Below are 19490 nucleotides of genomic sequence, written 5' to 3' on the forward strand. Positions count from 1 at the left end.
CCATCGCCGCGACAACGGCCACCCACCGTGCCGCACTCAGTGACGGCACCCCGTTCGCCGCCACCGAGAACGCGTTGACGACCACGCCGTAGAACTGCGCGTTGGGGACGAACTCCCGTACCGTCCACCCCGCGTTGACCGCGTAGAGGGAGATCGGCGGACCGCCCACCCCCGCCGCCGCGTTCATGAAACCGCCCGCCGCGCCCGCTGCGACGGCACCGCGAGTGCCCCGAAGTGCCGACACCCGGGCGCCCCGCATCACCAGCAGTACGGCGACCGTCACCAACCCTCCCATCACCAACAGGAGTACTGGCGGCGGGAGTTGACGCGTCAGCCACGCCCCGCCAGGCCCACGACGCTGATCGCGCCGGCGGCGCAGTTGGCGAGGACGACCCCCTGTGCCGGGCCGAGCAGGAGGACCAGGGCCGGTACGGCGACCAGGGCGAAGCCCATGCCCGTCAGCCACTGGACGGAGGAGCCGAGCAGGACGATCGCGGCCAGCAGTATGTCCCCCGTCATGGGGAGACATCATTCCCGCCCGGTGGTGTAGCCCGCTACACCCCCTCTTCGGGACTGCGCTCCCTCGTCGCCGACCTGCGGAAACGGGATCGTTGAACACGTCAGCCGGTGAAAGAGCCACCGGCCCGGATCCCGAAGGTGCCTGTCATGAAGAACCTCCTCTCCTCCCGGCCCGTCCTCTGGTTCCTCTTCCTCTTCAACCTCGTCGTCGCCGCGGTCGCACCCTTCGTGGTCGACGGAACGCAGGGCGTGATGACCGCCGTGGGGATGGGCGTCGTGTCGCTGGGTGCCGGGGTCAGCCTGGTGCGGGACCGTGATCGGGCGGACGCAGCGCGTTAATTGGGCCTGTCCTGGCCCAGTCCTGTACGTCCGTTGCATGGGCGCTAAACGGCTGGACGCGAGGCTTGAGTCATCCCAAAAGGCACCAGTACAACTGGAGTTGAGATGACCCGCCGGTCCATCAGCAAGCGTGCAGCCGTCGTCACCGTCACCACCGTCCTGGCCCTCGGTACCCTCGGCACCGTCGCCGCGACCGCCGGCCCCCAGCACGACGCCAAGCCCACCAAGAAGCAGATAGCCGCCCTCTTCGACGGCTGGAACGCCGCGCTCCAGACCGGTGACCCGAAGAAGGTCGCGAACCGGTACGCGCCGGACGCCGTGCTGCTTCCCACCGTGTCGAACGAGATCCGCACCGACCGTGCCGAGATCGTCGACTACTTCGAGCACTTCCTGCCGAACAAGCCGGTCGCGAAGAAGGTCGAGACGTACATCAACGTCCTCGACAGCAACTCGGCCATCGACGCGGGTGCCTACGACATCACGCTCACCGACCCGAAGACCGGCAAGAAGCGTGTGGTCGAGGCCCGTTACACCTACGAGTACGAGAAGCGCGGCGGCAAGTGGCTGATCGTCAACCACCACTCCTCGGTGATGCCCGAAGGGTGATCGCGACCAGCAGTCCTTCTCCGGGCGCGTCCCGCAGGGTCACCGTCCCGCCGTCGTCCGTCACCAACTGGCGTACGACGGCCAGGCCCAGGCCCGAACCGGTGCGCCCGGTGAGGCCTTGGCCGCGCCAGAAGCGGTCGAAGGCGCGGGACTTGTCCGCGTCGGACATCCCGGGGCCCTCGTCCGCCACCGTCAACTCGACCTCGTCGCCCCGTGATTGAGCCCGGACGGTGATCGTCGCACCGTCCGGCGACACCTCCAGGGCGTTGGAGAGCACGTTGTCCAGGACCTGTTCGAGATGACCGGGACTGGCCAGCACAAGCGGCCGGCCGTCGACAACACTCCCCCTGAGCGCGATGTGGACACCGCGCTCGTCGGCGGCCGGTCTCCACACCGACAGGCGTTCCGCCACGATCTCCCGCAGCGGCAGCGGTTCCGCCGCCGTCACCTTCGCCTCGGCCCGCGCCAGCACCAGCAGGCCGTTGACGAGACGGCTCATCCGGACCACCTCGGCCGTCGCCTGTTCCACGTCCTCGCGGACGAACTCGTCGTCCACGCCGTCCGCGATGTTGTCGAGCGAGAGCCGCAACGCCGTGAGCGGGGTGCGGAGTTGGTGCGAGGCGTCGGCCACGAAGATGCGCTGTGAGGCGATCAGGGTGTCCAGGCGCTCGCCCGCCTGGTTCAGCGTCCTGGCGAGCGTCTGCGTCTCGTGCGGGCCCGTCACCGGCGTACGTGCCGTCAGGTCGCCGTCGCTGAACCGGCTTGCCATGTCGTTGAGTTGGCGCAGGGGGCGGGTCAGTCGGCGGGCCACCAGCGCGCCCAGGCCGGCCGCCACCGCGAGCACCGCCAGCGCCAGGATCGCCCGGAAGCCCCAGATCTGCACCAGGCGCCGGGTCAGGTCGGAGGTCGGGTACGTGATGCGTACGGCGCCGACCGTCCGGCCGTCGCGCTTCGCCGGTGCCGTCACCTCCAACTCCCCGTCGCCCCAGTGCGTCGCGGTCTTCGCCCGCGCGGCGGGCAGTACCTCGGCCGTGCCGGGGGTCTCCTGCGCGTACGCCACCACCATGCGGTCCAGCGCGGCGCGCGAGGCGGCGTCGCCGCTCAGCAGCAACGCCATCGTCCGGGCCTCGCGCCGTACCGACTGCTCGGTGTCGCCCCGGAGTTGGGCGGTCAGTGTGAAGGCGACGGGCACGGTGAACGCCGTCAGCGCCACGGCCACGAGCAGGACGTAGCTGACGATCAGCTGCCGGATCATGAGGCGGGCGATCCGTCTCCGGAGGAGGCGATCTCCAGGCGGAAGCCGACGCCCCGGACCGCCTCGATCGTGATCGCGCCCGCCAACTTCCGCCGCAGCGCGGCCACATGGACGTCGAGCGTCTTCGTCGGGCCGAACCAGTTCGCGTCCCAGACCGCTTCCATGATCTGCTCGCGCGACATCAGCGCGCCCGGCTCCTCGGCGAGGAACGACAGCAGGTCGTACTCCTTGGGAGCCAGCGGCACCTCCTCGCCGTCGAGGCGGACGCGGGCGGCCCTGCGGTCGATCGTCAGACGGCTGCCGTAGGTGTCGGGGCCCTCGGCCTCCGCGACCGCCCTCGGCTGTGCGCGGCGCATCACCGCCCTTATGCGGGCGATGACCTCGCGGACCCCGAAGGGTTTCGAGACGTAGTCGTCGGCGCCCAGCTCCAGGCCGACCACCCGGTCCGTCTCGTCGCTGCGCGCGCTGATCACGATGATCGGCACGTCGCCGCGGGCGCGCAGCGCCCTGCACACGTCGAGGCCGTCGGTGTCGGGCAGGCCGAGGTCGAGGAGGACGACGTCGTAGGGGGCGGAGTGGCTCAGCGCCGCGCCGCCCGTGGTGACCCAGTCGACCTCGAAGCCGTAGCGCAGCAGTCCGCGGCGTAGCGACTCGGCCACGGGTTCATCGTCTTCCACCAGAAGTACGCGCACATCGCGCACCTTAGTGCTTGAAACTTAATTCACAGGGATCACTTGTGACGCTCGGCACTTTTCCCGCACCTCGTAAGTGGGCATGCGCTGACCTGGGCGTCCGAAGCCTCCGAATCTCACCATGCGATACCACGGAAGCTAATTTCGGGTGCTCGTTAAACTGAGCCGACACACCAGGACTGAGCGAGGAGCGCACGTGGGCCTTGTCGTGCAGAAGTACGGAGGCTCCTCCGTAGCCGATGCCGAGGGCATCAAGCGCGTCGCCAAGCGAATCGTCGAAGCGAAGAAGAACGGCCACCAAGTGGTCGTCGTCGTTTCCGCGATGGGCGACACGACGGACGAGCTGATCGATCTCGCCGAGCAGGTATCTCCGATGCCCGCCGGGCGTGAGTTCGACATGCTGCTGACCGCCGGGGAGCGGATCTCCATGGCACTGCTGGCCATGGCGATCAAAAACCTGGGCCACGAGGCCCAGTCGTTCACGGGCAGCCAGGCAGGCGTCATCACCGACTCGGTCCACAACAAAGCCCGGATCATCGACGTCACGCCCGGTCGGATCCGTACGGCGTTGGACGAGGGCAACATCGCCATCGTCGCCGGGTTCCAGGGTGTGAGCCAGGACAAGAAGGACATCACCACGCTGGGGCGCGGTGGCAGCGACACCACCGCCGTCGCGCTCGCCGCCGCTCTCGACGCCGAGGTCTGCGAGATCTACACGGACGTCGACGGTGTGTTCACCGCCGACCCGCGGGTGGTCGCGAAGGCGAAGAAGATCGACTGGATCTCCTTCGAGGACATGCTGGAGCTCGCCGCCTCCGGCTCCAAGGTGCTGCTCCACCGCTGTGTGGAGTACGCCCGCCGATACAACATCCCGATCCATGTGCGGTCCAGCTTCAGCGGACTTCAGGGCACATGGGTCAGCAGTGAGCCGATTGGGGACCAGAAGGTGGAGCAGGCCATCATCTCCGGTGTCGCGCACGACACCTCCGAGGCCAAGATCACGGTCGTCGGCGTGCCCGACAAGCCGGGCGAGGCCGCGGTGATCTTCCGGACGATCTCCGACGCCCAGGTCAACATCGACATGATCGTGCAGAACGTGTCGGCGGCCTCGACGGGCCTCACCGACATCTCCTTCACGCTCCCCAAGGCGGAGGGCCGCAAGGCCATCGACGCCCTGGAGCGGAACAAGGGCGGCATCGGCTTCGAGTCGCTGCGCTACGACGACCAGATCGGCAAGATCTCGCTGGTCGGCGCGGGCATGAAGACGAACCCCGGCGTCACCGCCGACTTCTTCACCGCCCTGTCCGACGCGGGCGTCAACATCGAGCTGATCTCGACCTCCGAGATCCGTATCTCGGTGGTCACCCGCGCCGACGACGTCAACGAGGCCGTCCGCGCCGTGCACACGGCGTTCGGCCTGGACTCCGACAGCGACGAAGCCGTCGTCTACGGAGGCACCGGCCGCTGATGGCCGCAACCGGAGCGACCGTGCGTCCGACACTCGCCGTAGTCGGAGCGACCGGAGCCGTCGGCACGGTCATGCTCGGGATCCTGTCCCAGCATGCGGACATCTGGGGTGAGATCCGCCTGATCGCCTCCCCGCGCTCGGCCGGCCGCAAGCTGGCCGTGCGCGGGGAGCAGGTCGAGGTGGTGGCCCTGACGGAGGAGGCCTTCGACGGGGTCGACGTCGCGATGTTCGACGTCCCCGACGAGGTCTCCGCCCACTGGGCGCCGGTCGCCGCCGCCAAGGGCGTGGTCGTCGTCGACAACTCGGGCGCCTTCCGGATGGACCCCGAGGTGCCCCTGGTGGTCCCCGAGGTCAACCCGCACAAGGTGCGCTGGCGACCGCGCGGGATCATCGCCAACCCGAACTGCACGACCCTGTCGATGATCGTCGCCGTGGGCGCGCTGCACGCCGAGTTCGGGCTGCGCGAGCTGGTGGTGTCGTCGTACCAGGCGGTGAGCGGGGCGGGCCGGGCCGGGGTCGACACCCTGCGCCAGCAGCTCGCCCTCGTGGCCGGTACGGACCTGGGGACCAAGCCCGGGGACGTACGGCGGGCCGTCGGGGACAACACCGGGCCGTTCCCGGAGCCGGTCGCGCTGAACGTCGTACCGTGGGCCGGGTCCCTGCGGGAGAACGGCTGGTCCTCGGAGGAGATGAAGGTGCGGGACGAGTCCCGCAAGATCCTCGGGCTGCCCGCGCTGCCGGTCGCCGTGACATGTGTGCGCGTCCCGGTGGTCACCACGCATTCCCTCACCGTTCACGCCCGCTTCCAGGGCGAGGTCACCGTCGACGGGGCACGCGAGATTCTCGCCACGGCCCCGGGTGTCGTCCTCTTCGACGATCCGGCCGCCGGGGAGTTCCCGACTCCGGCGGATGTGGTGGGCACCGACCCGACCTGGGTGGGGCGGCTGCGGCGGGCGCTGGACGATCCGACGGCGCTCGAACTGTTCGTCTGCGGGGACAATTTGCGCAAGGGAGCGGCCCTCAATACGGCGCAGATCGCCGAGCTGGTGGCGCGCGAACTGGCGTGAGTACAGCCCCCACCTGCCCTGCCCGGCCGTAAATCCGCTGGCCAGTGGCGCACGAGTTTGTAGGATCACTGTGCGCGATGTGGCCGGATTAATGGTTGGGACCACTTGAATCCAGCCACCTCCGCATCCGAAGATTTCACTCCCCGCTCTCCGCAACCGCGCGACGAGCGGGGAGCGTCTTTGCGAACGCCCTTCAGGTGGGCGTGGGGATGCGGTGAGGGGCGTGGGGACGCCCCGGACTTTCGTGACACAGGGGAAGAGCGGGTAGGCATGAGGGTGTTCGACGCACTGCCGGTTGTGCTGCCTGACACCAGACGGGTGGGTGGTGACACCGGACGGGTTGGCGGGGACAGCGGACACGTGGGTGGACTGTCTGTTTCGTCTGACGTAAATGTGACGGCCGACGCGTACAACCCCCAAGGGGGGAAGCGTGTCCAACTGGCGTGGCTCAGGTACTCGACTTCACTGCGGCACGCGGAACGGCCCTACGGCCTCCGCGTGGATCCCGTGCGCCCGGCGGCATGCCGGTGATCGCGCCGATGCCCGCAGCGCGGCCCGCCCGCATCCCGAACCAGCGTGACGGCGTCGACGGTGTCGACGACACCGTCACGGCCGGAACGACGGTCGACCATCTCACCGAGACCTATCGGGCGCACTACCGCTCGCTGTTGGGCCTGGCCGCACTCCTTCTCGACGACACCGCCTCCTGCGAGGACGTCGTCCAGGAGGCGTTCATCCGGGTCCACTCGGCGCGCAAACGCGTCCGTGACCCCGAGAAGACCCTGGCGTATTTGCGCCAGACCGTCGTCAACCTCTCTCGCTCGGCCTTGCGCCGCCGCATCCTCGGCCTCAAGCTCCTCTCGAAGCCGATGCCGGACATGGCCAGCGCGGAGGAGGGCGCCTACGACCTGCTGGAGCGCGACTCCCTCATCAAGGCGATGAAGGGCCTTCAGCGCCGCCAACGCGAGGTCCTGGTCCTGCGCTACTTCGCGGACATGACCGAGGCGCAGGTCGCCGAGTCGCTCGGCATATCGCTGGGTTCGGTGAAGGCGTACGGCTCGCGCGGTATCGCCGCCCTCCGGATCGCGATGGAGGCATCGGCATGAGCGACGACGTCGAGGGAAACGGCTCACGTGAACGACGTGAGCCGGAAGTCCGGCGCGGTCCGACCTGGGCCCGCAAGGAAGAACCGAACGAATCGCACGCTGGGAACGGAACTGTGAACCACGGCCCCGACGAACAGAGCCCGTACGGGCCGAGCCTCGACGGGCAGCACCCCGAAGGTGACCACCCCGAGAACACCGAGGGGCCCAGCCCCGAGAACCCCGAGGGTCGTAGCCCCGAGTCCGCACTGGCCATGGCCATGTCGGGCATCGGCAGGGACAACCCCGAAGGGCTCGACCCGGACGAGCTGGTGCTGCGCCGGCTGCTGCACCGGGCGGTCCAGGAGGTCGAGCCGCGCGACGGCACGCTGGACCACCTGCGCAAGGCGGTACCGGCCCGCCGGGCCCGCAAGCGCCAGGCCCTCGTCGGCGTGGCCGCCGCCGCGCTCTTCTTCGGCACCGCCATCCCGGCCCTGGTGCACGTCTCGAACTCGACCGGTTCCGTCGACCCGTCCATCGCGGGCAACAGCTCACAGGCACAGGGCGGCACCAGCCAGGGCAAGGGCCCGGACGGCGGCTCCAGTACGTCCGGAGGATCGTCGGGGCAGGCCTCGCAGAACCCGGGCGGCCCCAAGAACGACGGCTCGGGCAAGCCCTCGGGCAGCGGCACCGCGAGCGCGAACCCCTCGGCCAGCACCGGGACGGCCGCGCCCATCTGCTCGGCGGAACAGCTCGGTTCGGCCACGTCGTCACTCGATGCCCCCGACGCGGCGGGCGCGGTCTACGGCACGTTCACCGTCACCAACGTCTCCGCCACCAGCTGTACCGTCGGCGGCCCCGGCACCGTGGGCTACGCCGTGCAGGGCGCGGCGGACGCGAGCAAGATCGCCGTGGTGCAGCACAGCGCCGGGGACGCGGCGGCCGGGCTGCCCGACCCGTCGACGGCGGCCTCCCAGCTGGTGCTGCTGCCGGGCTCCGCCTACCAGGTCAAGTTCGCCTGGGTGCCCTCCGAGACCTGCCCGACCAGCGGTGGCAGCACCGGCGGCACCACCGGCGGTTCGACGCCCAGCCCGTCGCCCAGCGAGGACGCCACCACCAGCAGCGGATCCACGACCGGGGACACCGGCACGTCCACCCAACTGCTGGAGGACGGCACGCTCGACGGCAGCGTCCAGATCTCCCACACGACGGCCACCGGCTCGACGACGGCCACGGCGACGGTGTCCAACGCGTGCGCGGGCACGATCTACCGGACGGACCTGCTGGCGGGTTCGTGAGCGGGTAGTTCGTTCTTCTCGGCAGCGTCCGCGCCCTCTTCGGGGTCTTCTTCGGGCACCAGCCCCAGCTCCGCGTCGCGCGCGAACTCCACCTCGCGGCGCAGCAGCCGGAACCACATGAAGACGACGAAGCCCGCGAAGACGAACCACTCGCCGGTGTAGCCGAGGTTCTGGAACGCCTTCAGATCGAGGCCGGTGTTCGCGGGCGCGGTCGCGGGCACGGTCCGCATCCCGGAGTCGCCCTTGTCGAGCGTGATCCACGCGTCGTACAGGTGGTACGGGACCAGGTTCACCAGCGAGGCCGCGCTGATCGCGGCCGTCTGGCCGGACGGCAGTCCGCCCTGGGCGCTGACGCCGTTGTCGCCGGGCGTCTCGGACGCCTGGAGCGAGCCGGTGACGGTGATCTCGCCGGTGGGCGCTGCGGGCGCCTTGGCGGCGTCCGGCTTTCCGGGGATCCAGCCGCGCACCACGGGCAGCGCCCTGCCGTCGTCGGTGCGCAGCAGGGTCAGCACGTAGAAGCCGTTCTTCCCGTCCAACTGGCGGTCGGGGACGAGGAGTTGCTTGCCGTAGCGGCCGGTGGCGGTGGTCTGCCGACCCGAGGTGTTCTGGTCGACCGGCAGCAGTTCGGCCAGTGGGCGCGCGGCTTCCGTGCGGTCGGTCTCGACCTGTCGGGTGGCCTGGTGGCTGCTGTCCACGCGCGCCTGGAACCGGCTCAACTGCCATGACCCCATGAAGACGCAGAAGGGGATGGCGAGCAGTACGAAGACGTTGATGCCCCACCAGCGCGATGTCAGCAGAAACCGGTACACGCCTTCCACGGTACGGGGCTGTCGTACGGCTCCTGGCCCGGGGGTCGGCCCGGAGGTTCACCCGCTGTCGGCAATGGTCCGGCCGGGTCTTGGTCGAAGTTATCCACAGGCTGAGGATCCGACCAGTGCAATGTCTGTGTGGGCGGGCAGTATGGGGCCATGACTGAGAGCAACGGGTCCGAGACCACACCGGACTGGGAGAAGCGCTTCAGGGCGCCCCGAGTGTCCCTGCCCGACTGGGCGGAGGACGCACCCGACCGTTCCCTGTTCGTGTCGAACGCGACAGGGACGTATGAGCTGTACGCCTGGGACCGGGCGACGGGCGAGCAACGCCAGGTCACGGACCGGCAGAACGGCACGACGGACGGTGTGCTCTCCCCGGACGGGGAGTGGATCTGGTGGTTCGACGACAAGGACGGCGACGAGTTCGGCGTCTGGCGCCGCCAGCCCTTCAAGGGCGGCCCCGACGAACCGGCCGTGCCCGGCCTCGAACCGTCCTATCCGGCCGGACTGGCCCTCGCGCGCGACGGCCGCACGGCGGTCGTGGGCCGTTCCACGGACGAGGACGGTACGACGATCCACCTCGCCCGCACCGGTGACGAGACCACGCTGATCTACCGCCACCGCGAGTCGGCGGGCGTCGGCGACCTCTCGCACGACGGTTCGCTGATCGCGATCGAGCACACGGAGCACGGCGACGCGATGCACTCGGCGCTGCGCGTCCTGCGCCCGGACGGCACGGCGGTCGCCGACCTGGACGACACCAAGGGCGGCACCGAGGAACTGGGCCTGGAGGTGCTCGGCTTCGCCCCCGTGGAGGGCGACACCCGCCTCCTCATCGGCCATCAGCGGCGCGGCCGTTGGGAGCCCCTGGTGTGGGACGTGGTGAAGGGCGGCGAGACGGACCTGTCCCTGGACCTGCCCGGCGACGTGAGCGCCGAGTGGTACCCGGACGGCTCGGCCCTCCTCATCGCGCACAGCTTCGAGGCCCGCAGCGAGGTCTTCCGCTACGACCTCGCGTCGGGCGACCTGGAGAAGGTGCCGACCCCGCCCGGTTCCGTCTCCGGCGCCACGGCCCGTCCCGACGGCAGCGTCGAGTACCTCTGGTCGTCGGCCGCCGAGCCGTCCGCCGTGCGCTCGACGACGGGCGAGGTCGTCCTGGACCCGCCCGGCCTGAAGTCACCGGGCTCGGTCCCGGTGGAGGACGTGTGGGTGGAGGGCCCCGGCGGCCGTATCCACGCCCTGGTCCAGAAGCCGGCCGGCGCCACGGGCCCGCTCCCCACGGTCTTCGACATCCACGGCGGCCCGACCTGGCACGACAGCGACTCGTTCTCGGCGGGCCCGGCGGCCTGGGTGGACCACGGCTACGCGGTGGTCCGGGTCAACTACCGCGGCTCCACCGGCTACGGCCGCGCGTGGACCGACGCCCTGAAGGTCCGGGTCGGCCTGATCGAGCTGGAGGACATCGCGGCGGTGAGGGAGTGGGCGATCACGTCCGGCCTCGCCGACCCCGCCCGCCTGATCCTCACCGGCGGCTCCTGGGGCGGCTACCTCACCCTCCTCGGCATCGGCACCCAGCCCGACGCGTGGACGCTCGGCATCGCGGCGGTCCCGGTCGCCGACTACGTCACGGCGTACCACGACGAGATGGAAGCGCTGAAGGCGATGGACCGCACGCTGCTGGGCGGCACCCCCGAAGAAGTCCCCGACCGCTTCGAGGCGTCCTCCCCCCTGACCTACGTCGACAAGGTCACGTCCCCGGTCTACATCTCGGCCGGCGTCAACGACCCCCGCTGCCCGATCCGCCAGATCGACAACTACGTGAAGCGGCTGGAGCAGCGGGGTGCCGTCCACGAGGTGTATCGGTACGACGCGGGGCACGGTTCGCTTGTGGTGGACGAGCGGATCAAGCAGGTGAGACTGGAACTGGACTTCGCGGAGCGGCATTTGGGCTCCTGAACACCGGTGACTTCTTGATTTTTTAGCCCGTCCGGCGTTTGAGGACGAGGCCCTTTCGGGGCCGAAGCGGGGGTCTGGGGGCGCAGCCCCCAGCAACGCCCGCTTCGGCACCGGGTTCCATCAAGTCCCGGCCCGGTCCCGTGGTCGCCGCCCCAACAACTCCGCCAGCCCGCGCCGGGTCGCAGCCAGCACCACCCTGTCCGAGCTCCGCAGGACATACGTGTCGGGAAGGTCCCACACCAACCCCGACCGCCGTACGTCCTCGGACGCGTCCCGCGTAGCCGTGTCCAGCGCCAACACCCGCCACGACCCCGCCCGGAACGCCTCGGCGATCGTCTTCCCGTCCAGCTGGGGATGCCCGCCCACAGTCATCGCCGCGAACAGCAACACCCGCCGCTCGACCGGAATCGCCCCCAGGATCTGCCGCCCCATCATCGCCCCGGCGAACGCGGGCGCGGCCAGATGGGACACACTCCGGCTCCGGGTGAGCGCACCGGGGTGTGCGGCACGGAGCGTCCGGTACACGGCGGTCGCGAAGTCGTCGTCGTACAGCCGGAGTACGACCCGGAGATCCGGCCGCACGGATCGCGCGTACAGCACCGCTTCGAGGTTGGTGGTGTCCGAGCTGGTGACCGCGAGGAGGGCGTGGGCGCGGTGGACCTTGGCGGATTCCAGGACGCCCTCCTGGGTGACGTCCCCCAGGATCACCGGGACCCGCAGCCGACGGGCGGTCGCCAGGCCGCGGGCCTCGGGGTCGGCCTCGACGCACACCACGGGGATGTTGAGTTCGCGCAGCCGGGTCAGCACCCGGGTGCCGATCTTGCCGAGCCCGAGCAGCACGACATGCCCCCCGAGCCCACGCGGCGGCTTGCGCAACGCGGACGCCGTACGGAACGTACCGAGGGCTTCGAGCACCGCGGCCAGCAGCACTGGAAGCATCAGCAACCCGACCAGACCGGACAGGAGTTGAAGGATCTGCCGGCCGAGCGGCGCCCCGATCGCGGGGTCGTCGATCGCGAAGAGATCGAGCAGGGTCAGATAGAAGGCGGTCAGCGGATGGATCTGCGTCACCAGCCACAACGCGATCGCGAGCGCGACCACGCACGCCACCATGCCCGCCAGCGACCACCGCAGCCGCCGCGAGAAGAGCGACGAGAAGGCGGGTACGACCCCGCCGCCGCGCCCGCCCGGCAACTGCGGCCCGGCGTACGACACTTGCTCCAGGACGATGGTGCCGCGCCCGGTGGCGGAGGCGATGGCCGCCGCGTCGGGCAGCAGCCGCGGACCCTGTTCGCCCATGCCCTCGGAGCCGTCCGCACCGGCCGGGTCGCTGCTGGTCGCCGACAGCAGGGCCAGCGTGGCCAGTCCCGGGTCGGCGACCTGACCGGGGCCCGGCGGCGGCCGTTCCACCGCGCGCAGCAGCAGCCCGTCGGTCTGGACGACCTTGCTGGTTCCGGCGAGCGCGGTGGCGGCCAGCGCGGGCGCGGCCGTGTCGGCGTCGGAGAGAACGGTGGTCGAGGCGTCGAACCCGGTGCCGGTCCCGCCACTCGTCCCGTCACCGGTCGCCAACGCGGCCGCCTGGTCGAGGAGTTCCTCGATGTGCTGCCCGAGCCGCCGGTTGTAGAGACGCAGCACCAGCCGGATACGGGGGTTGAGGCGGCGGGCGGTGAGGGCGGCGCGGATGTTGGTCTCGTCGTCGTCGTAGACGAGGGCGAGGGCCGCCGCCCGCTCCACGCCGGCCTCGGCGAACACCGCCTCGGTCAGCTCGGCGACCTCCAACACCCGCTCCCCGCGCGGGGGTTCGGGGGCGGCGGGGGCGCCGTTGCCGTTGCCGTTCGCCCGGGCCACCGCCGCGTTGACCCGGTCGCGCAGGGCCACCGAGGCGGCACGCGCGCGGCCGACGACCGGTTGGCGGGCGGTGGCCTCGGAGAGCGGGACGACGAGGGTGACCTGTTCGCCGTAGACACTGCGCAGTTCGACGGCGAGGCGGTGCGCGAGCGCGTCGTCGCCGCACACCACCATGTGCGCACGGGCACCGCCCGGAGGACTCTGATTCGGAACGCTGCTCGCCACGAGGGGAAAGACTGCCCCAAGGAGGTGGGTGGTTCCAGTATTGCGCTGAACACCCTTGCCCCGACTGCCGTATGCAGAGTGAGGGAGCAAAACTCGCGAAACCATGTGCTTGCCGGAGGTATCTCACCCGTGGCCATCACCACCGAACCAGCCGCGCCGACCACGGAGACGCCGCCGACCGCGGAAACGCCCCCACAGCCATCCGCGCCCGCGCCTTCGAAGGAGGACAAGGCCTCGAAGGACGGCTGGCAGCTCAGCTCGCCGCTCGTGCTGACCATGGTGCTGCTCGTGGCGGTGCTGGCGCAGGGGCCGGTGCGGCAGGCGCTGTCCGCGCCGGTGATGCAGAGCTGGATGACGGTGTTCGTGGCCGTGGTCGTGCAGGCCCTGCCCTTCCTGGTGCTCGGCGTGCTGCTGTCGGCGGCGATCGCGGTGTTCGTACCGGCCACGTGGTTCACCCGCGCGCTGCCCAACAACCCTGTGCTGGCCGTACCGGTGGCCGGCATGGCGGGCGCGATCCTGCCCGGCTGCGAGTGCGCGTCGGTGCCGGTGGCCGGGGCGCTGGTGCGCCGGGGCGTCACCCCGGCGGCCGCGATCGCGTTCCTGCTCTCCGCCCCGGCGATCAACCCGATCGTGCTGACAGCGACGGCGGTGGCGTTCCCGCGCAACCCGGAGATGGTGCTCGCCCGGTTCGCCGGCAGCCTGCTGGTGGCCTGTGTGATGGGCTGGCTGTGGCAGCGCATGGGCCGCACCGACTGGCTGAAGCTGCCCGCGCACGAACCGCACGAGGGGGAGACCAAGGGCGCCGCGTTCTGGGGCTCGGTGCGGCACGACGTGATGCAGGCGGGCGGGTTCCTGGTGCTCGGCGCGATGTCCGCGGCGACGCTCAAGGCGGTCGCGCCGGCGAGCTGGCTGCGCACGGCGGCCGACAATCCGGTGGTGGCGATCCTCGCCCTCTCGATCCTGGCCGTTCTGCTGTCCATCTGCTCGGAGGCGGACGCGTTCGTGGCCGCGTCGCTGACCCAGTTCTCCCTCACGGCGAAACTCGCGTTCCTGGTGGTGGGCCCGATGATCGACCTGAAGCTGTTCGCCATGCAGGCCGGGACGTTCGGGCGCGGCTTCGCCCTGCGCTTCGCGCCCGCCACCTTCGTCCTCGCCATCGCGGGCGCGGTCGTCACCGGGGCGGTGCTCCTGTGAACCGGCAGGCACAGGCGGCGGTCCTGTTCCTGATCGGCGCGGCCCTCCTGCACGCGGGCTTCACCAACCTCTACCTCCGCTACGTCAAGGCCGGACTCCAGCCGCTCCTGCTGCTCTCCGGCGTGGTCCTGATCGTGGCGGCGCTGGCCACGGCCTGGTACGAGTGGCGCCGGGCACGACTGGAGAAGGCCAACGCGGAAACCCACGACGAGGCCCACCCGACCGACGAGGCTCATGCGGATCACGTACACCGCGAACCCCGTATCTCCTGGCTCCTGGTCCTCCCCCTCTTCGCCCTGATCCTGGTCGCCCCGCCGGCCCTCGGCTCCTACAGCGCGGTCCGCACCGGCACCGCGCTCATGAAGCCCTACGGCCTCTCCAAGCTCCCAGCCAGCGACCCGCTCACCATCGGCCTGGTCGACTACGCGAGCCGCGCGGTCTACGACCACGGCCACTCCCTCGGCACCCGGCAGCTCAAGGTCACCGGCTTCATAGCCCTGGACAAGTCCGGCGCCCCCTACCTCGTCCGCATGGCCCTCAACTGCTGCGCGGCGGACGCCCAGCCGGTCAAGATCGCGCTGACCGGCAAGATCCCGCCGGTCCTCCAGCCCGACACCTGGCTCGAGGTCACCGGCACCTACAGCCCCAGGCAGACCAAGGACCCCATCAACAACGGCCCGATCCCCTACTTCCAGGTCTCCCTCGCCAAACCGGTCCCGACCCCGAAGGACCCGTACGACGAGAGCTGGAACCAGTAGGGCGAGCGCCGGGACCGGTAAAGGGCCCGGTGCCGGGCAGGCGGCAACATCGGCGCCCGCCCCCGTAAGCCCCGCGGGCGTACCGTGAAAGGACCGAGGGTTCCTCGCGCACCGGATCACACCGGTGCCGTCCTCGGCGAACCACGACGCCGGGGCGGACGTGTCCGCGCCCGGGGCAGGGCTCAGCCCATGGCCGTGAATGTGCCCGGTCGGCCGGTGACCGCGGCCCTCGTCACGCACGGCGGCGCCGACGGGACGCGCGGGGAGCAGTCGTGGTCGTCCCGTCGCGAGCGCGGCCCCTCGCCCTGGGAGGGGGACCGTCTCCGTCCGCTCAGCCGGCGCCAGATCGAGGACCGCTTCGAGGACCTGGGCGTGCTGTACGAGGAGACCCGCGGCGCGGCCCGCACGGGCAGCCGTTCCCGCACCGCGTTCCTGCGGCGCCTCGCGGGTGACGTCCGGCGGCCCGGCTTCGCCCTGCTGATCGCCGAGAACACCACCCTGACGGCCTGCGCCTACGGCTTCCCCGTACGCGCCGCCGATCCCTGGTGGCAGGGCCACGACACCCGGCTGCCCCGGCTGCTGCGCGGGCTCGCGGTCACCGGCGGGTTCTTCGCGGTCTCCGGGATCGTGGTCCCGCCCCGCGTGCGCACCCACTACCAGGACCGGGACTGGAACCTCGCCCGGCGCCTCCAGCGGCGGCTGCTCGACGATCACGCGCCGGCCCTGGGCGTCGCCCTGGTGCCCCGCACCGACACCGAGACCCTGACGGCCTACCGGGCCTGGGGCTGGCAGGACGTCGCGACGGGCCCGGACGGTCTTGATCCACGGGCTCCCGGCGCCTGTCGGGTGCTGGTTCTGGGCCGCTGAGCGTGTCGACCGGTGTCACAACATCTGTGCTCGCCGCGACAGGGATTCCCCGGGGGCGACTAGAGTTCCGGGTACGGGGGAACCCGCTCCACCGCGGCCGGCCGTCTCCGCCCCGGTGGTCCGCAGGAAGGTGTACATGCCCGCAGAAAGCCAGCAGCCCGCGGCCGACCGGCTCGACGACGACGACTACCCCGCCTACACCATGGGTCGGGCCGCCGAGCTGATCGCCTCCACTCCCGGTTTCCTCCGGTCACTGGGTGAGGCCGGGCTGATCACCCCGACGCGGTCGGACGGCGGTCACCGCCGCTACTCGCGCCATCAGCTCCGTACGGCCTCCCGCGCCCGCGAGCTGGTCGACCAGGGGACCCCCATCGAGGCCGCCTGCCGCATCATCAGCCTGGAGGACCGGCTGGACGAGGCCCTGCGCGTCAACGAGGAGCTGCGGGGCTCGTCCCATCGTGAGAAAATCTGATGCGGGGGAAACAGAAATTCACTGTTTTGGGTGAGGCATTTCGAACCCAATTCCACCGTCGCGGAAATGGGTTCCGTGCTAGGCTGACTTCAGTTGCAGTTGTGGTTGCCAATTTTGAACCGGACCTCCGGTGCAGGTGATCATCACGGCGATGGAGGAGATTCGTAAAGTGCGGATCTCGTGCACTGCCTAGGAGTTAAGACATGGCCACCGGTACCGTGAAGTGGTTCAACGCGGAAAAGGGCTTCGGCTTCATCGAGCAGGACGGCGGCGGCGCTGACGTCTTCGCCCACTACTCGAACATCGCCACCCAGGGCTTCCGCGAGCTGCAGGAAGGTCAGAAGGTGACCTTCGACATCACGCAGGGCCAGAAGGGCCCGCAGGCGGAGAACATCGTTCCCGCCTAAGCACGCGAAGCTGCGAAACAGGGGCCCGCACCTTGGGTGCGGGTCCCTTTTCGTATCCGCTCATTTACCTGCCGTTCCCCGGCCGGTACCCGCCGTTCCATGGCCGTTCTTCGGTCTCCCCGGCTTTCCCCGAGGAGAAATCCTCCCCTCTCCTCCCGCTCGAACCCCTTGGTGAGGCACCATGCGCTGCGTGATCGCCCGTTACCCCTTCGATCTGACGAAGAGCGAGGTGGAGGAGATGCTCAAGGGCATCCGCCCGGAGCAGCCCGTCACCGGCCAGTGCGCCGTCATCAGTCGCAAGCTGTACCCGGTGAAGCAGGTCGGCGAAGTCATCACCAAGCAGGACCGCCGTGACTTCACCGCCTTCGAGGTGACCAGGGCCCTGACCCGGCTCGGCTTCACCTGCCACGAGACGCCGCCCGCGCCCGCCACCCCGGCGCCCGCACCGGCCCCCGTCGCGGACACCACCGTGGACTCCGGCCCCGACTCGACCTCGTACATCGGTACCACCCTGGGCTGACGCCACCGCCCGTACGTCCCCGCACACCCCGAGCGACCACGCCGCCGTAGATTCATCCGGGCGCGAGGTCGCTCTTTGCGTCCCAACCGTCCCGGCCGTCCCAACCGTCCCGGCCCTCACGCCGAGCACCGCCGTCGCAGCCGTCACAGCTCCTTGTCGGGCCAGTCCAGCAGTCGGGCCCCGATGACCGCCGTCTGCAACGTGTACCGCTGACCGGGGTCCGTCGGGTCCGCGCCGGTCAGCTGGTGGATGCGTTCCAGCCGGTAGGTCAGCGCGCGCACGCTCAGCGAGAGCCGGCGGGCGGACTCCGCGGCCACACAGCCGCAGTCGAAGTACGTCGAGAGGGTGTCGAGCAGCGGGCGCGGACCGCCGCGCGCCTTCGTCAGCGGGCCCAGCGCGTCCAGGACCAGATCCGCCATCGCCTGCCGGTCGCGCGTGAGCACCGGATAGACCAGCAGATCGGCGGCGCGCAGCAGCGGTCCCTCCAGGTTGAGCCGCTCGGCCAGTTCGAGCGTGTTCAGGGCCTCTTCGTACGACTGGACGATCCCGCCCGCACCCGGCTGCGGGCGGCCGATCGCCGCGCGGGTGCCGTCCGCCGCCGCGTAGGCCTGCTTGGCGAAGTGGGCGAGGATGTCGTCCTGGTCGCCGGGCGCGACACACAGCATCCGGCCGGCCTTCGTGGTGAGCAGGATGTTGCGGTCACCGAACCGGCTGATCATCGCCCGCTCCACCTGCCGCGGCACCGGCGCGCTCTCGTCGTACGGTGTCGGGCCCTGGACCACGGCGACGGCGTGCGTCTGGGAGAGGCGCAGGCCGAAGCGCTCGGCGCGTTCCGCGAGCCGGCCCAGGCCCCCGCGGCCGTAGAGGAGGTCGTCGATGAACTCCCGTCGGGCCGCTTCCTCCTGGCGGACGGCGAGTCGCTGCGCGCGTTCGTAGCCCTCGGCGAAGGCGTCGATCGCCTGTTGTACGGCGGCGAGTGTGCAGTCGGCGGAGCCGGGGGTCTGTGGCCAGGCGGTGCGGGTGGCGGTGAGATGGGCGCTGACCAGGGCGCGCAGTTCGTGGCCGGCCTCGGCCGCCTGCTCGCCGAGGGTGCGGCGGGCCTCCAACTCGGCCCGGGTCAGGCGGCGTCCGGTGTCGGCGACCTCCGCCAGGAGCCGCGCGAACCCCGCCAGGTACTGCTCAGGCATTCCGCGCTCCGGCAACTCCGCCCCCTGTTTTCTTGACGCCCCGCTGACGCTTTCTTAGCGCGTCACCGGCATCAAGACCCTAATGAACACTGCCGGGTTCCGGCAATGCGCGGGCGCGCACCCCGCGTGCACCATGGCGCCAGGGGAGCACCGCGGAAGGTTCCGGTGCCGGACACCGGCAGGTGTCCCGCACCGGTTCCGTGAGCCGCGCGTCCCCGTGGGCTGTCGGAGCGAGCGAGGGAACGGGGGGCCGGGATCATGGGGGCGTTCGTCACGGCCGCCGTCGGGTTTCCCGCCATCGTCTTCAGCGCGGCGCTCGTCGTGGTCGTCCTGTACTGGCTGCTGGTCGCGCTCGGCGCGGCCGACGCACACGCCCATCTGCACCTCAACTCCCGTGCTCACAACGGTGGTTGGGGACTCGGTGGGGTCCCGGTGACGCTCGCCTTCTCGCTGTTCGTCGCGGTCGGCTGGCTGATCAGCTTCTGCGCGAGCGTGCTGTTCGTCCCCGCGGGCCCGGCCGGTGTGCTGGTCGGGGTGGTCGTGCTGATCGGCACGGTGTACGGCTCCTGGTGGACGACCAAGCTGTTCGTACGGCCGCTGCGCCGCCTGTTCCCCGACGGACACGGGCCGTCCCGGCTGGACTTCGTCGGGCTGACCTGCGTCATCCGCACCGGCCGGGTGGACGCGGGGTTCGGACAGGCCGAGGTCAGGGCGGCGGACGGCTCCGCCGCGATGGTCCAGGTCCGGCAACCGGGCAACGACGCCCTCGCGAGCGGCAGCACCGGACTGCTCTACGCCTACGACGAGACCGGCGAGTTCTTCTGGGTCGCGCCCTACGACAGCGCGCTGGACCCCCGGACCGGTCCGGGCACGACGGGATAGACCGCGAACTCCGGCCGCCCGCACGCTCGTTGATCC

The 19490-nt window shown here is 70.6% G+C and carries 19 protein-coding genes and 1 pseudogene; 14 read left to right on the top strand and 6 right to left on the bottom strand.

The genetic code is table 11. The features are described 5' to 3' along the window. A pseudogene (locus tag JHN63_RS31645) lies at positions 1–519 on the bottom strand (sulfite exporter TauE/SafE family protein); the annotation flags it as partial. A gap of 147 nt (positions 520–666) precedes the next feature. Between JHN63_RS31645 and JHN63_RS31650 the strand changes: the two are divergent. Further along, positions 667–858 carry a hypothetical protein gene (locus tag JHN63_RS31650; protein WP_200687088.1) on the top strand — a complete coding sequence of 64 codons (192 nt, stop codon included), beginning with the start codon at positions 667–669 and terminating at the stop codon, positions 856–858. A gap of 105 nt (positions 859–963) precedes the next feature. Continuing rightward, on the top strand, positions 964–1464 hold the full coding sequence (locus JHN63_RS31655) for an SgcJ/EcaC family oxidoreductase (RefSeq protein ID WP_200687090.1): 501 nt from the start codon (positions 964–966) through the stop codon (positions 1462–1464). Here the strand turns inward: JHN63_RS31655 and JHN63_RS31660 are convergent. Then, complete coding sequence (locus tag JHN63_RS31660; protein ID WP_200687092.1) at positions 1430–2719, bottom strand: HAMP domain-containing sensor histidine kinase; 1290 nt, start codon at positions 2717–2719, stop codon at positions 1430–1432. The two genes, JHN63_RS31655 and JHN63_RS31660, sit on opposite strands and share 35 nt — an antisense overlap. Next, entirely contained in the window at positions 2716–3411 is a 696-nt protein-coding gene (locus tag JHN63_RS31665) for a response regulator transcription factor (protein ID WP_200687094.1), read from the bottom strand. Before JHN63_RS31665 ends, JHN63_RS31660 begins: the two co-directional genes overlap by 4 nt. Before the next feature lie 196 nt (positions 3412–3607). On the opposite strand from JHN63_RS31665, the gene JHN63_RS31670 reads away from it, so the two are divergent. The 4 genes from JHN63_RS31670 to JHN63_RS31685 all read left to right on the top strand — a co-directional run bounded on the left by JHN63_RS31670 (position 3608) and on the right by JHN63_RS31685 (position 8326). Then, positions 3608–4879, top strand: a complete 1272-nt coding sequence (locus JHN63_RS31670) for an aspartate kinase (protein WP_200687096.1) — start codon at positions 3608–3610, stop codon at positions 4877–4879. Then, the gene (locus JHN63_RS31675) at positions 4879–5946 is read left to right on the top strand and encodes an aspartate-semialdehyde dehydrogenase (protein ID WP_200687104.1); all 1068 of its coding nucleotides are present in this window, start codon (positions 4879–4881) and stop codon (positions 5944–5946) included. Before JHN63_RS31670 ends, JHN63_RS31675 begins: the two co-directional genes overlap by 1 nt. A gap of 521 nt (positions 5947–6467) precedes the next feature. Beyond that, on the top strand, positions 6468–7052 hold the full coding sequence (locus JHN63_RS31680; RefSeq protein ID WP_200687105.1) for a SigE family RNA polymerase sigma factor: 585 nt from the start codon (positions 6468–6470) through the stop codon (positions 7050–7052). After that, positions 7049–8326 carry a hypothetical protein gene (locus JHN63_RS31685; RefSeq protein WP_200687107.1) on the top strand — a complete coding sequence of 426 codons (1278 nt, stop codon included), beginning with the start codon at positions 7049–7051 and terminating at the stop codon, positions 8324–8326. The genes JHN63_RS31680 and JHN63_RS31685 overlap by 4 nt, the downstream gene beginning before the upstream one ends. Here JHN63_RS31685 and JHN63_RS31690 read toward each other — a convergent pair. Further along, positions 8296–9135, bottom strand: a complete 840-nt coding sequence (locus JHN63_RS31690; RefSeq protein ID WP_307782025.1) for an SURF1 family protein — start codon at positions 9133–9135, stop codon at positions 8296–8298. The genes JHN63_RS31685 and JHN63_RS31690 overlap by 31 nt on opposite strands. 159 nt (positions 9136–9294) lie before the next feature. On the opposite strand from JHN63_RS31690, the gene JHN63_RS31695 reads away from it, so the two are divergent. Further along, complete coding sequence (locus JHN63_RS31695) at positions 9295–11094, top strand: prolyl oligopeptidase family serine peptidase (protein WP_200687111.1); 1800 nt, start codon at positions 9295–9297, stop codon at positions 11092–11094. 120 nt (positions 11095–11214) lie between these two features. Here JHN63_RS31695 and JHN63_RS31700 read toward each other — a convergent pair whose 3' ends face one another. Continuing rightward, on the bottom strand, positions 11215–13116 hold the full coding sequence (locus tag JHN63_RS31700; protein ID WP_200687113.1) for an NAD-binding protein: 1902 nt from the start codon (positions 13114–13116) through the stop codon (positions 11215–11217). A 180-nt stretch (positions 13117–13296) separates the two neighbouring features. On the opposite strand from JHN63_RS31700, the gene JHN63_RS31705 reads away from it, so the two are divergent. The 6 genes from JHN63_RS31705 (at position 13297) to JHN63_RS31730 (ending at position 17385) form a co-directional block, all read left to right on the top strand. After that, a complete protein-coding gene (locus tag JHN63_RS31705; protein WP_200687115.1) occupies positions 13297–14361 on the top strand; it encodes a permease in 1065 nt (354 codons plus the stop codon). Beyond that, positions 14358–15119: a TIGR03943 family protein gene (locus tag JHN63_RS31710; RefSeq protein ID WP_200687117.1), complete on the top strand. Its 762-nt coding sequence runs from the start codon at positions 14358–14360 to the stop codon at positions 15117–15119. The genes JHN63_RS31705 and JHN63_RS31710 overlap by 4 nt, the downstream gene beginning before the upstream one ends. Positions 15120–15308: 189 nt before the next feature. Continuing rightward, positions 15309–15986 (top strand): hypothetical protein, encoded by a 678-nt coding sequence (locus JHN63_RS31715; RefSeq protein WP_200687119.1) that lies wholly within the window; start codon positions 15309–15311, stop codon positions 15984–15986. A gap of 136 nt (positions 15987–16122) precedes the next feature. Then, positions 16123–16458 carry a MerR family transcriptional regulator gene (locus JHN63_RS31720; RefSeq protein WP_200687121.1) on the top strand — a complete coding sequence of 112 codons (336 nt, stop codon included), beginning with the start codon at positions 16123–16125 and terminating at the stop codon, positions 16456–16458. A gap of 203 nt (positions 16459–16661) precedes the next feature. Then, the gene (locus JHN63_RS31725) at positions 16662–16865 is read left to right on the top strand and encodes a cold-shock protein (protein WP_019063123.1); all 204 of its coding nucleotides are present in this window, start codon (positions 16662–16664) and stop codon (positions 16863–16865) included. Positions 16866–17046: 181 nt separating this feature from the next. Next, positions 17047–17385, top strand: a complete 339-nt coding sequence (locus tag JHN63_RS31730) for an SCO5918 family protein (RefSeq protein ID WP_200687123.1) — start codon at positions 17047–17049, stop codon at positions 17383–17385. 143 nt (positions 17386–17528) lie between these two features. Here the strand turns inward: JHN63_RS31730 and JHN63_RS31735 are convergent, their stop codons facing one another. Continuing rightward, a complete protein-coding gene (locus JHN63_RS31735) occupies positions 17529–18572 on the bottom strand; it encodes a PucR family transcriptional regulator (RefSeq protein ID WP_374222962.1) in 1044 nt (347 codons plus the stop codon). Between the two features lie 258 nt (positions 18573–18830). On the opposite strand from JHN63_RS31735, the gene JHN63_RS31740 reads away from it, so the two are divergent. Then, on the top strand, positions 18831–19454 hold the full coding sequence (locus JHN63_RS31740) for a hypothetical protein (RefSeq protein ID WP_200687127.1): 624 nt from the start codon (positions 18831–18833) through the stop codon (positions 19452–19454). Positions 19455–19490: the final 36 nt, after the last annotated feature.

This window comes from Streptomyces sp. MBT65 (assembly GCF_016612545.1).
Taxonomy (GTDB): domain Bacteria; phylum Actinomycetota; class Actinomycetes; order Streptomycetales; family Streptomycetaceae; genus Streptomyces.